Genomic DNA, 12,327 nt, shown 5'->3' on the forward strand with positions numbered 1-12,327 from the left:
GTGGCGCAAAAAGGTGTGCGCAACGAAAGCGGCAACATAATGCGAAAGATTTGCATTTTTGAAAAGGCCGCGCTTGCGATTTGCCAGCAGCCTTCACAGCGGGGGGATCAGCGGCGTTCGATGCTGGAGCTGCCGGCGGCCTCGGCCAGGCGCCGCGCCTGCTTCAGATAGAGGGTCAGCTCGCGCGCCGGCAGCGGCTTGCTGTACAGGTAGCCCTGCCCCTCGTGACAGCCCTGGTCGATGATGTAGGCCTCCTGCTCGAGGGTCTCCACGCCCTCGGCGATGACCTGCATGCCCAGGCTCTTGCCCAACTGGATGATGGCCCGGACGATGGTGGCGTCGTCGTCGTCCTGCAGCAGGTCCTGGACGAAGCTCTTGTCGATCTTGATCTTGTCCAGCGGCAGGCTCTTCAGGTAACTGAGCGAGGAATAGCCGGTGCCGAAGTCGTCGATGGCGATCAGCGCGCCGGCGCGGCGCAGGCTGAGCAGGTGCTGGGCGGCGGTGGAGATGTCTTCCATCAGGCCGGTCTCGGTGACTTCCAGCTCCAGCGAGCGCGGCGGCAGGCGGTGGATCTGCAACAGGTTGCTGACCACCCTGGGCAGGGCGTTGTGGCGCAGCTGCACGGTGGACAGGTTGACCGCCAGGCGCAGGTCGTCGAAGCCCTGGTCGTGCCATTCGCGCAGTTGCTTGCAGGACTGGTCGAGCACCCATTCGCCGATGGCGAAGATGCTGCCGTTCTGCTCGGCCAGGGGGATGAACAGGTCCGGCGCGACCCAGCCCTGGGTCGGGTGCTGCCAGCGCAGCAGGGCCTCGACGCCGACCACGCGGTGGTCGCGGTAGTCCACCTGCGGCTGGTAGACGATGTGCAGCTCGTTGCGCGACAACGCCTCGCGCAGGTCCTTCTCCAGCTCGCGGCGGCGGCGCATCTCGCTGTCTACGCTGGCGATGTAGAACTGGTAGCGGTTGCGCGAGCGGGTCTTGGCCAGGGTCATGGTCTGCTCGGCCTTCTGCAGCAGCTTCTCGGTGCTCTCGCCGTCCTCGGGGTAGAGGGTGATGCCGATGGTGGCGCGCAGTTGCACCGGCTGCTCGTCGAGCTGGAAGGGCAGCTCCAGGTCGTCGAGGATCTGCTGGGCCAGCTCCGCCGCCTCGTAGGGCTGCTCGATGTCGGCCTGGACCAGGGCGAACTGGTCGCCGCCCAGGCGCGCCAGGGCGCCGAGCTGGGCGCTGTGGCCGCGCAGGCGGTCGGCCAGGGCGATCAGCAGCTGGTCGCCGAACTGGTAGCCGTGCTGTTCGTTGATGCCCTTGAAGTCGTCCAGGCCCAGGCACAGCACCGCCACGCGGCGTTCCTCGCGGCCGGCGTCGGCGAGTATCTGGTCCAGGCGCTGCTGCAGCAGCTTGCGGTTCGGCAGGCCGGTGAGGAAGTCGTACTGGGAGATGCGCAGCAGGCTGTTCTCCGCCTCGCGGCGCAGGTGGCCGTTGCGCTCGATGGATTCCAGCAACTGGTTGGCGGTGTTGATCCACAGCCCCAGTTCGTTGTGCTCGTGGCCGGCCAGCATCGGCAGCTTGTGCTCGCCGGGGCGGTCGGGGTTGATGCTGGTGAGGTGGTCGATGATGCGCCACAGCGGCTTGGTCAGCAGCCAGTGGTAGACCAGGAACAGCACCAGGCCCATGGCCAGGGCGCGGAGGATGCCGGAGAGGAAGATGATCACCGAGGTGACCACGAAGTCCTGGCCGTAGGGCGCGGTGTCCAGGGTGATCTTCAGGTCGCCGTAGTATTCGCCGGGCTCGCCGCGGCCGACCAGGCGGATGGAATAGTGCTGCTCGGGGCCGAGGATGGGGTCGGTGAGCCAGCGGGTGGGGGAGTCCAGCAGCGGGCGGGATTTCTCCGCCAGCATGGGTTCGTCGGGGTGGCCGATGGCGGCGTAGCGCACCGCTTCATGCTGGAACAGGCCTTCGAGCACCTGCATGGCCATGTCGCGGTCCAGGCTGTAGACCGCCTGGGTGGACGGGTCGCGGACCATGGCGAGGATCCGCTGGGCATCGTTGTGCACCGCCTGCCGCGCCTTGTGGGCGTCGAAGACGATCTGCGCGCAACTCAGGACGACACCCACCACCAGCGCCGCGAGCAATACGACGCGCAGCAGCTTGAGGGAGAGCCTGTGCCGGGGGTCCAGTTTCAAGGGTGCTTTCCTTGTTCATCGCCATCCGGCGAAAGACAGGTCTGAGTATTGGCAAACGGAGCTTTGACGTCAAAGGGCCATCACCCTTTTTCCGACCAAATCCGACTCTCAGGTTAGCCGAGCCTTGTCCTTCTGGCGCGCAGAAAGCAGAAACCCGGCTTCAGGCCGGGTTTCCGCGGAGCAACCGAGGGTATCAGGCAGCGAAGTTCTTCGCCACGTAGTCCCAGTTGACCAGGTTCCAGAAGGCTTCGACGTACTTCGGACGCAGGTTGCGGTAGTCGATGTAGTAGGCGTGTTCCCACACGTCGCAGGTCAGCAGCGGGGTGTCGCCGCTGGTCAGCGGGTTGCCGGCGCCGATGGTGCTGGCCAGGGCCAGGGAGCCGTCGGCCTTCTTCACCAGCCAGGCCCAGCCGGAGCCGAAGGTGCCGATGGCGGTCTTGGTGAACTCTTCCTTGAACTTGTCGAAGGAACCGAAGGCGGCGTTGATGGCATCGGCCAGGGCGCCGGTGGGCTGGCCACCGCCGTTGGGGGTCAGGCATTCCCAGTAGAAGGTGTGGTTCCACACCTGGGCGGCGTTGTTGAAGATGCCGCCCGAAGAGGTCTTGACGATGTCTTCCAGGCTCTTGCCTTCGAACTCGGTGCCCGGGATCAGGTTGTTCAGGTTCACGACGTAGGTGTTGTGGTGCTTGTCGTGGTGGTATTCGAGGGTTTCCGCGGAAATGTGCGGCTCAAGGGCGTTCTTGGCGTAAGGCAGCGGCGGCAATTCGAAAGCCATGGTGTTTCTCCTATTTCCTCAGGTCAGGGCTAGCGCGGCGAACGCGCGACCGGTACACGGGGCCGGTTCGTGATTGTCGCGGCATCCGTACGTAGCGCCCCTGCTCCGCAGAGCGAGGCGCGCGTCGGGTGCGTCCAGCAGGCCTGGCAGGCTGGCGCCGCGAACCTCGGATCATAGCACCCGCCCCCCGGCATATCCACGCAGCAACTGTAGGGGCAAAGCCGCGCGCCAGTGCCGATGCGGGGCGTTCCCGCGCACTGGGGTCGACTGCCGCGAGGCTTCGGGGTTCGATCTGTTTCGTCGTCGGGCTCAGGCGGCGAACACCAGTTGGCTGGCCATGCCGAGCATCATCACCGCCACCATCAGGTCGACCAGCCGCCAGGTGGCCGGGCGCGCCAGCCAGGGCGCGAGCCAGGCGGCGCCCAGGGCCAGGGTGAAGAACCACAGCAGCGAGGCGCTGGCCGCGCCCATGGCATAGGCGCCGGGCGCGGCCTGCTGGGCGCCGAGGGAGCCGATCAGCAGCACGGTGTCCAGGTACACGTGGGGGTTGAGCAGCGTCACCGCCAGCGCCGCCATCAGCACCGCGCGGCGCGAGCGCGGGCCGGTCTGCCCGGCGTCGGCCATGGCCTGCGGGGCGATGGCGCGGCGCAGCGCCTTGGCGCCGTACCAGGTCAGGAAGATCACCCCGCCCCAACGGGCCACGGCCAGCAGCGTGGGGTTCTCCGCCAGCACCTTGGCCAGGCCGAACACCCCGGCGCTGACCAGCACGGCGTCGCACAGCACGCAGAGCGCGGCCACCGACAGGTGATGCTCGCGGCGCAGGCTCTGGGCCAGGACGAAGGCGTTCTGCGCGCCGATGGCAATGATCAGGCCGGCGGCCACCAGCAGGCCGTTGAGGTAGCTCTGCCACATGTTCAGGCTCTCCCTTGGCAGTTGGAGCACTGGCGGGGCAGCGAGGAAACGGAGAGGGTCAGGCCAGGCATGGTCGGGCTCCGGTGGGCGGGTTCGAGGGGGAATGCCTGGCGAGTCTGGGGCTTGTGCCTGTATAAGGAAAACGAATCCTGTTGATGACTCATTAGGAAAACTGATGTTCGACTACAAATTGCTGGCCGCCCTGGCCGCGGTGGTGGAGCAGGGCGGTTTCGAACGCGGCGCCCAGGCCCTGGGCCTGTCGCAGTCGGCGATCTCGCAGCGCATCAAGCTGCTCGAAGCGCGCGTCGGCCAGCCGGTGCTGGTGCGCGCGGCGCGGCCGCAGCCCACTGAGCTGGGCCGCCGCCTGCTCAACCACGTGCAGCAGGTGCGCCTGCTGGAGGGCGACCTGCAGCAGTGGGTGCCGGCGCTGGATGAAGGCGGCTCGCCCGAGCGCCTGCGCCTGGCGCTCAACGCCGACAGCCTGGCGACCTGGTGGGCCGCCGCCATCGGTGATTTCTGCGCCGAGCGCCGGGTGCTGCTGGACCTGGTGGTGGAAGACCAGGAGGTGGGCCTCAAGCGCATGCGCGCCGGCGAGGTGGCTGGCTGCCTGTGCGCCAGCCCGCGGCCGGTGGCGGGCGCGCGCAGCGAGCCGCTGGGGGCGATGCGCTACCGCGGCCTGGCCAGCCCGGCGTTCGTCGCCCGGCATTTCCCCGAGGGCGTGCGCGTCGAGGCCCTGGCGCGGGCGCCGGCGATCGTCTACGGCCCGGATGACCAGTTGCAGCACCGCTACCTCGCCGACCTCGGCGTGGACGGCACCTTCATCTACCACCTGTGCCCCTCGTCCGAGGGCTTCGTGCGCATGACCTGCGGCGGCCTGGGCTGGGGCCTGGTGCCGGAGCAGCAGGTGCAGGGCGAGCTGGCCCGCGGCGAGCTGGTGGAACTGCTGCCGGGCCAGGTCATCGACGTGCCGCTGTACTGGCACCACTGGCGCAACGGCGGCGAACTGCTCGCCGCGCTGACCGCCCACCTGCTGCGCCGGGCCGCCGCCAGCCTGGTGCCGATCAGCCGCGGATGACGATGCGCCCGCTGCCCGGCAGGGCCTCCACGCAGCGCGGGCCGAACAGCTGCGAGGGCGTGAAGTAGCCGCCGGGGCCGTCGTGGCCGAGCAGGTGGCGCACGGCCAGGAGCACGCCGTGCACGGTGACGTCGTAGGCGTTGGCGGTCTCCAGGCGCGCCGTGCGCCGCTCGCCGCGGCCGTTGCGCACCTCGCCCCAGACCCAGGTGCGCAACCGGCTGCGGGCCTGCTCGTCGGGGCCCTTCACGCGCTGCTGCACCTGGCGCTTGAGCCAATGCTGGACGCCGTCGCGGCCGAGCAGCGGGCGTAGTGGGTCGATCAGGCGCATGCCCAGGGCCGCCAGCGGCGGCGCCGGCAGGTACACCTCGATGTTGGGGATGCCGGTGCTGTAGAAGGCGGTGGCGACGTCGCCCCAGGGAATGCTCACGGCATGCCTGAGGCCGCGGCCGAAGTCGATGTCGCGGCGCTTGTAGCCCAGCGGCACCTCCACCAGGCGGCCGTCGCGGCGCACCTTGCCGCCCAGCTTCAGGCCTTCCACCGTGGTCGCGGCGGTGCCCGGCGAGAGCCCGCTGCCGGTGTCGAAGCCCAGCGCCAGCTGGGTGGCGTCGGGCAAGGCCTCGGCCAGGCAGGCGGCGACGCAGTCGGTGGGGATGACGTCGAAGCCGACGCCGGGGCAGACCACGCAGCCGGCGGCGCGGGCGCGCTCGTCCAGGCCGTGGGCGTGTTCGAAGACGCCGATCTCGCCGGTGATGTCGACGTAGTGCGTGGCATTGGCCAGGCACGCCTCCAGCAACGGCGCGGCGGTGGCGGAGAAGGGGCCGGCGCAGTTGGCCAGCACGGCGACGTCGGTTAGGGCCGCGCCCGCGCCCTCGGCGCCGAATACCCGGCACTCCAGGCCCAGCACGCTGCCCAGCGCCTGCACGGCGGCGGGATCGCGCCCGCCCAGCAGCGGGCTCAGGCCCTGGCGTCGGGCCTCCTCGGCCACCAGGCGGCCGGTATAGCCGTTGGCGCCGTAGATCATCCAGTAGGGCTTGCTCATTCGGGGGCCTCGCACAGGGAACGGGGAAGGATCGCCGTGGTTCTAACCGGCCTCGACGCCGGCTGTCACCCGGCCGCGAGTCGGGCGGCTCGCAAGGACGCCGTTCTGGCGTGCGCGGCCAGCGTGGCCGGGCGGGTGGCCTGCTAGAGTCGGCAGACAACAACTATAGAGGTGCGTGCATGAAGATTCTGGTCACCGGCGCCAGCGGGTTCATCGGCGGGCGTTTCGCCCGCTTCGCCCTGGAACAGGGCCTGGCGGTGCGCGTCAACGGCCGTCGCGCCGAGGCCCTGGAGCCGCTGGTGCGGCGAGGCGCGGAGTTCATGCCGGGCGACCTGGCGGACGCGGCCCTGGTGCGGCGCCTGTGCGAGGGCGTCGATGCGGTGGTGCACTGCGCCGGCGCGGTGGGCGTGTGGGGGCCCTACGAACACTTCCACCAGGCCAACGTGGTGATGACCGAAAGCGTGGTCGAGGCCTGCCTGAAGCAGGGCGTGCGGCGCCTGGTGCATCTGTCCTCGCCGTCGATCTACTTCGACGGCCGCGCCCACGTCGGCCTGAACGAGGACCAGGTGCCGACGCGCTTCGCCAACCACTACGGCGCCACCAAGTACCAGTCGGAGAAGGTCGCCCTGGGCGCCGCCGAGTTCGGCCTGGAGGTGCTGGCGCTGCGCCCGCGCTTCGTCACCGGCGCCGGCGACACCAGCATCTTCCCGCGGATGATAGCGGCGCAGCGCAAGGGCAAGCTGAAGATCATCGGCAAGGGTCTGAACAAGGTCGACTTCACCAGCATCCAGAACCTCAACGACGCCCTTTTCAGCGCGCTGCTGGTCACCGGCACCGCGCTGGGCCAGGCCTACAACATCAGCAACGGCCAGCCGGTGCCGCTGTGGGACGTGGTCAACTATGTGATGCGCCGCCTCGACCTGCCGCCGGTGACCGAGCACATGCCCTATCCCCTGGCCTGGTCGGTGGCGGCGCTGAACGAAGGCCTCTGCTACCTGCGCCCGGGCCGCCCCGAGCCGGTGCTGACGCGCATGGGCATGGCGGTGCTGGCCAAGGACTTCAGTCTGGATATCGGCCGCGCCCGCCAGTTCCTCGGCTACGAGCCGCGCGCCAGCCTGTGGGACGCGGTGGACGAGTTCTGCGACTGGTGGAAGGCCAGCGGGCTCTGAAGAGCCCTTCGCGGCTTTCGTAGGATGGGTAGAGCGCAGCGAAACCCATCGCCCGGGCCCATGCTGCACCCGACCCCGCCGTCACCCGCGCAACGGCCCCGAGTAATGCCGCTGCCCGGACTCGCTGGGCAGGAAGCTCGGCTCCTGCACCACCCGCGGCAGGCGCACGCCGCTCAGCTCGCTGAGGCGCTGGCCCAGTTCGCGGGTGTCGTCCCGGCTGGAGCCCTCGCAGGCGCGCAGCATGAGTGCGATGGCGTCGGCTTGCTGGAACCGGATGTCCAGCGCCTGTTCTTCGCGCAGACGGCGGCGCAGTTCGCGCATGCAGTCCAGGATGGCCTTGTTGAATTCGATCACCCAACTCCCTCCCCCGCAGTGGGCGCCAGGGCGGCGCCGGTGCGGAGGCGGAGCAAGGCATATGCCATACTGTCGCCTTGCCACTATTTCCGCGGCCTGGCGGGAACCCCGGCCGCGCCGGCGTGGTCTCTGCCAGGGCCCGCACGCGCCGCCGCGGTGCGCCGCGCCCCCCGATGGCGCGCTGTCCAAGCCGCCGGCGCGAACGGATATACTGCGCCCTGCGCAGGCGCCATGCCGCTTTTCCCCCACAGGTTTCCTTCATGCGTAACGACAGTTTCGACGACTTCGACGATGTGCCCAGCCTGACCACCGACGCCGCCGACCGCGACGAGTTCGGCCACCATCCGCGCCGCGTCTACGAGCCCGGTGGCCAGCGCCTGGCGCCCCAGCCCAAGGGCGGCGCCAGCACCGGGCCGCTGTGGGCGCTGGTGGCGGCCATGGCCATCGCCCTCGGCGGCCTGGCCTGGTGGAGCCACCAGCAACTGGCGCTGATGGAGCACCAGTTGATCGCCACCCAGGAAAGCTTCGCCAAGATCAGCGAGGAAGCCGCCGGCCGCCTCGACGACATCCGCGGCAAGTTCGTCCAGAACGAGTCCTCGGTGACCAGCGAGCGCGAGCAGCTCAAGCTGCAGGTCAAGCAGCTGCAGGGCCGGCTCGCCGACCAGGCGCGCCAGCAGCAGGACTCGCTGTCGCAGATCGACGGCCAGCAGGCCAAGCGCCTCGACCAACTGAGCAACGAACTCAAGGCCCAGCAGGACAGCGCCGCGCAGCTGATCGCCCAGCTCGACGGCAAGATCAAGTCGCTGGCCGACGAACAGGCCAAGGTGAAGAGCCTGCAGGGCGACCTGGCCACCGCCAACGCGCAGATCCAGAACCTGAGCGCCGACATCGCGGCGCTGAAGAAGCGCGGCGACCAGAGCCAGTCGATCAAGGGCATCCAGGACGACCTGCTGATCCTGCGCAGCGAAGTCGAGGGCAAGCAGGGCCAGCAGGGCGGCAGCACCGCCGAGTTCGACGCCTTCCGCGCCCAGGTCACGCGCAACATCAACGCGCTGCAGGCGCAGGTGCAGAACCTCCAGCAGCAGCTGACCAACCGCTGAGCCCTGTGTAGAAGCGCGCCCTGCCCGCGATTCGCGCGCAGGGCGCGCTCCTACATGGGAATGTGCGGGGCGAATCTTATCCGCGATAAGCATCAGGCCTGCACTGGGGCTGGATCGCGGATAAATCCTATAGCGCCCATACGACCTGGAATGTCCAGGCTCTTGTATGCATGTCAGCACTTTCGTCTTTGTGCTCCGCGGGCTATGCCGGGCAAAGCGATTCCATTCTGCTAGGGCCTTTTATGGACAAAGGCTCGGTATATGGAGACGCAACAACGATCGATTTGCAGCAGCCGGGGCATCTGTTTTGCGCTGACCAGCATCCGTTTGCAGCTCCATGAACGCAATCGCCTGAGGTTGCTGCGCTATTCATCGACGTCGCTGCCGAATCAGGATGTCGCCGACTTCGTCATTGAAGTCTTCGACTATATGCAGGTCAAAGACAGGGAATGCAGTCTTGAAGTCGCCCTGTCCGAACCGCTGATTCGACAAGTGGCGGATGCTCTAAATACGCAGAATCTCCAGGTCGCGCTCACCCTGAGTGGCATTGCCGGGGGCCTGGTAGGCTTCGGCAACAAGTTTGCCGGTATTGCCGCAGGTGGGGCGGTAAGAAAGTACTCACTTTCTCGGCTGAGGAGTTTTCATGCCGGCGACAGGATATTGAGCGTGGCGGCCAGTGTCGGTGGCGGTATCGGTCCCCAGGCCACCTTGCAATCGACTCTGATTACCCGAGCCCACCCGACATGATGCTCAGCGAGTTGATCCATCTGTTCGTCGCCTTTGTCCTGATGCTGGTGCTGTTCCGTTGTGTGAGGAAAAGTTCCAGCAGGACTTGGCTGGCGGTGGCGCTGGTGTTGATAGGGGGTGTGTTGATGTATTGGCAGCCACCATTCCGGCTGTGGATGATTGACTTGCCGACAGTGGGATTGTTCGGTTTCATCATCGGCGTCTGCTTCTTTTACGAACGCAACAAGGCGGCAGACGAGTGAGGGACCTCGCTAAGATTTATTGTCTCAAGCGCGCCCTGCCCGCGATTCGCGCGCAGGGCGCGCTCCTGCATGGTTTGTAACGGTATTCATCGGTGGCTTTCGTGCTTTGGGTTGGCTCCGTTTTCTCTCCCGGAAGGGAGAGGGACCGTTCGGAGCGCTTGGATGGAGTCAGCCGGCTAGCCCAGAGACTGCCGGTTAAAGCCAGGCCCCCTCTCGGCACGGTCTAGCCCCCTCTCCCTTCAGGGAGAGGGCTGGGGAGAGGGGCTCTAGGCTCTTAACCCTCAACCGAAGCGATACCCCATCACCCACCACCGCATGGGTTTCGCAGGCTCAACCCATCCTACGAAAAGCGCGCCGGCGCAGTTGGCAACATATCCTCCGCAAACGAAAAGGGCGCCTCCAGGAGGCGCCCTTTTCTTCATGCCCTGTCCTTACAACCGCGGGTAATCCAGATACCCGACCGGCCCCTTGGCATAGAAGGTCTCCGGATGCGGCTCGTTCAGCGGCGCGTCCTTGGCCAGGCGCTCCACCAGGTCCGGGTTGGCGATGAAGGGGATGCCGAAGGCCACCGCGTCCGCCTTGCCGCTGGCCAGCCAGGCGTTGGCGCTGGCCTTGGTGAAGCGCTCGTTGGCAATGTACGGGCCGCCGAAGATTTCCTTCAGTTTCGGGCCGATGCTGTCGGGGCCTTCCTTCTCGCGGGTGCAGATGAAGGCGATGCCGCGCTTGCCCAGTTCGCGGGCCACGTAGCCGAAGGTCGCCAGCGGGTCGGCGTCGCCCATGTCGTGGGAGTCCATGCGCGGCGCCAGGTGCACGCCGACGCGGCCGGCGCCCCACACCTCGATGGCGGCGTCGGTGACTTCCAGCAGCAGGCGCGCGCGGTTCTCGATGGAGCCGCCGTACTGGTCGGTGCGCTGGTTTGTGCTGCTCTGCAGGAACTGGTCGAGCAGGTAGCCGTTGGCGCCGTGGATCTCCACGCCGTCGAAGCCGGCAGCCTTGGCGTTCTCGGCGCCCTGGCGGTAGGCCTCGACGATGTCGGCGATCTCTTCGGTCTCCAGCGCGCGCGGGGTGACGAACTCCTTGATCGGGCGCACCAGGCTGACGTGCCCGGCCGGCTTGATGGCGCTGGGCGCCACCGGCGTTTCGCCGTTCAGGTACAGCGGGTCGGAGATGCGGCCGACGTGCCACAGCTGCAGCATGATGCGCCCGCCGTTGGCGTGCACGGCCTTGGTCACGTTGCTCCAGCCGCGCACCTGGTCGTCGGACCAGATGCCGGGGGTGTCGGGGTAGCCGACGCCCATGGGCGTCACCGAGGTGGCTTCGCTGAGGATCAGGCCGGCGTCGGCGCGCTGGGTGTAGTACTCGGCCATCAGCGCGTTGGGCACGCGGCCCTCGTCGGCGCGGCAGCGGGTCAGCGGGGCCATGATGATGCGGTTCGGCAGTTGCAGGTCGCCGAGGGTGATCGGGTCGAAGAGCGTGGTCATTGCTGCGGTGCTCCGTTACGGGATGTTCGGTGGATGTTCGGTAGATGCACGGTGGGTTCAGTCCAGGACGGGTTGCGCCTGGGTGGGCTTGCCGCTGAAGGCGATCATCACCGCGATCAGCGCCAGTACTGCGAGCAGGGCGCCGGCCAGGGGCACGCGGGTCAGGCCCAGGCCGTGGTCGATGACGCTGCCGCCGACCCAGGCGCCGATGGCGTTGCCGACGTTGAAGGCGCCGATGTTCAGGGTGGCGACGAGGTTGGGCGCGGCCTGGCCGACGCGCACCACGTTGACCTGCAGGGCCGGCACGGCGGCGAAGGCGGCCGCGGCCCAGACGAACAGAGTGATCTCGGCCGGCAGCAGCGCGTGGCTGGTCCAGCTCAGCGCCGCGGAAACCACGGCCATGGTGGCGAACACCCCGGCCAGGGTGGTGCCCAGGCGCCAGTCGGCGAGGCGGCCGCCGAGGATGTTGCCGAAGGTCAGGCCCAGGCCGATCAGCACCAGGGTCCAGGTCACGCCGCGCGGCGACACCTGGGTGACTTCGCCGAGCAGCGGCGCGACGTAGGTGAACAGGGCGAACACCGCGGCGGAGAACAGCACGGTGGTGGCCAGCGCCAGCCACAGTTGGCCGCTGCGCAGGGCCGCGGCTTCCTGGCGCAGGTCCACGGCCTCTTCGTCGTGCCCGGCGGGCAGGATGCGCCACAGGCCGATGAGCGCGAACACGCCGATCACCGTCACCACCCAGAAGGTCGAGCGCCAGCCGGCGACCTGGCCCAGCGCGGTGCCCAGGGGCACGCCGAGCACGTTGGCGAGGGTCAGCCCGGTGAACATCAGCGCCACGGCGGAAGCCCGGCGGTTGGCCGGCACCAGGCCGGCGGCGACCACCGAACCGATGCCGAAGAAGGCGCCATGGCACAGCGCGGTGACGATCCGCGCCAGCATCAGCATGCCGTAGCTGGCGGCGACGGCGCAGAGGAAGTTGCCGAGGATGAAGATGCCCATGAGCATCAGCAGCGCGCGCTTGCGCGGCAGTTTCGCCGTGAGCAGCGCCATGATGGGCGCGCCGATGGCCACGCCGAAGGCATAGCCGCTGACCAGCCAGCCGGCGCTGGGGATGGACACCGCGAGGTCGCCGGCCACGTCCGGCAGCAGCCCCATGATGACGAATTCCGTGGTGCCGATGGCGAACGCGGACAAAGCGAGGACGAGAAGCGGAAGGGGCATGCGCCTGCTCCTGAAAAAAGTGGGACGTTCTA

The 12,327-nt window shown here is 68.1% G+C and carries 12 protein-coding genes; 5 read left to right on the plus strand and 7 right to left on the minus strand.

What is annotated here, in order from left to right:
- Positions 1–107: 107 nt before the first annotated feature.
- From PM1_RS04420 to PM1_RS04430, 3 genes are all read right to left on the minus strand, one after another.
- Entirely contained in the window at positions 108–2,180 is a 2,073-nt protein-coding gene (locus PM1_RS04420) for a putative bifunctional diguanylate cyclase/phosphodiesterase (RefSeq protein WP_009615877.1), read from the minus strand.
- 193 nt (positions 2,181–2,373) lie between these two features.
- Complete coding sequence (gene sodB / locus PM1_RS04425; RefSeq protein WP_009615879.1) at positions 2,374–2,955, minus strand: superoxide dismutase [Fe]; 582 nt, start codon at positions 2,953–2,955, stop codon at positions 2,374–2,376.
- Between the two features lie 309 nt (positions 2,956–3,264).
- A complete protein-coding gene (locus tag PM1_RS04430; RefSeq protein ID WP_009615881.1) occupies positions 3,265–3,867 on the minus strand; it encodes a LysE/ArgO family amino acid transporter in 603 nt (200 codons plus the stop codon).
- Between the two features lie 175 nt (positions 3,868–4,042).
- Between PM1_RS04430 and PM1_RS04435 the strand changes: the two genes are divergently transcribed.
- Positions 4,043–4,942: a LysR family transcriptional regulator ArgP gene (locus PM1_RS04435; RefSeq protein ID WP_009615882.1), complete on the plus strand. Its 900-nt coding sequence runs from the start codon at positions 4,043–4,045 to the stop codon at positions 4,940–4,942.
- Here the strand turns inward: PM1_RS04435 and PM1_RS04440 are convergent.
- Positions 4,929–5,981, minus strand: a complete 1,053-nt coding sequence (locus PM1_RS04440) for a saccharopine dehydrogenase family protein (protein WP_009615883.1) — start codon at positions 5,979–5,981, stop codon at positions 4,929–4,931. The genes PM1_RS04435 and PM1_RS04440 overlap by 14 nt on opposite strands.
- Positions 5,982–6,160: 179 nt before the next feature.
- Between PM1_RS04440 and PM1_RS04445 the strand changes: the two genes are divergently transcribed.
- Positions 6,161–7,150 carry an NAD-dependent epimerase/dehydratase family protein gene (locus tag PM1_RS04445; RefSeq protein ID WP_009615884.1) on the plus strand — a complete coding sequence of 330 codons (990 nt, stop codon included), beginning with the start codon at positions 6,161–6,163 and terminating at the stop codon, positions 7,148–7,150.
- A gap of 81 nt (positions 7,151–7,231) precedes the next feature.
- Here PM1_RS04445 and PM1_RS04450 read toward each other — a convergent pair whose 3' ends face one another.
- The gene (locus PM1_RS04450) at positions 7,232–7,501 is read right to left on the minus strand and encodes a hypothetical protein (RefSeq protein ID WP_024128440.1); all 270 of its coding nucleotides are present in this window, start codon (positions 7,499–7,501) and stop codon (positions 7,232–7,234) included.
- A 263-nt stretch (positions 7,502–7,764) separates the two neighbouring features.
- Here PM1_RS04450 and PM1_RS04455 point away from each other — a divergent pair, with 263 nt between their 5' ends.
- The 3 genes from PM1_RS04455 (at position 7,765) to PM1_RS04465 (ending at position 9,593) form a co-directional block, all read left to right on the plus strand.
- On the plus strand, positions 7,765–8,604 hold the full coding sequence (locus tag PM1_RS04455) for a chromosome segregation ATPase (protein ID WP_009615886.1): 840 nt from the start codon (positions 7,765–7,767) through the stop codon (positions 8,602–8,604).
- A 261-nt stretch (positions 8,605–8,865) separates the two neighbouring features.
- Complete coding sequence (locus tag PM1_RS04460; RefSeq protein ID WP_024128441.1) at positions 8,866–9,351, plus strand: hypothetical protein; 486 nt, start codon at positions 8,866–8,868, stop codon at positions 9,349–9,351.
- Entirely contained in the window at positions 9,348–9,593 is a 246-nt protein-coding gene (locus PM1_RS04465) for a hypothetical protein (protein WP_009615887.1), read from the plus strand. The genes PM1_RS04460 and PM1_RS04465 overlap by 4 nt, the downstream gene beginning before the upstream one ends.
- A gap of 431 nt (positions 9,594–10,024) precedes the next feature.
- Here PM1_RS04465 and PM1_RS04470 read toward each other — a convergent pair whose 3' ends face one another.
- Both PM1_RS04470 and PM1_RS04475 read right to left on the minus strand, forming a co-directional pair.
- The gene (locus PM1_RS04470; RefSeq protein ID WP_009615888.1) at positions 10,025–11,074 is read right to left on the minus strand and encodes an alkene reductase; all 1,050 of its coding nucleotides are present in this window, start codon (positions 11,072–11,074) and stop codon (positions 10,025–10,027) included.
- Positions 11,075–11,131: 57 nt separating this feature from the next.
- Complete coding sequence (locus tag PM1_RS04475; RefSeq protein ID WP_009615889.1) at positions 11,132–12,295, minus strand: MFS transporter; 1,164 nt, start codon at positions 12,293–12,295, stop codon at positions 11,132–11,134.
- Between the last annotated feature and the right edge of the window lie 32 nt (positions 12,296–12,327).

The organism is Pseudomonas sp. M1, assembly GCF_022760135.1.
Taxonomy (GTDB): domain Bacteria; phylum Pseudomonadota; class Gammaproteobacteria; order Pseudomonadales; family Pseudomonadaceae; genus Pseudomonas; species Pseudomonas citronellolis.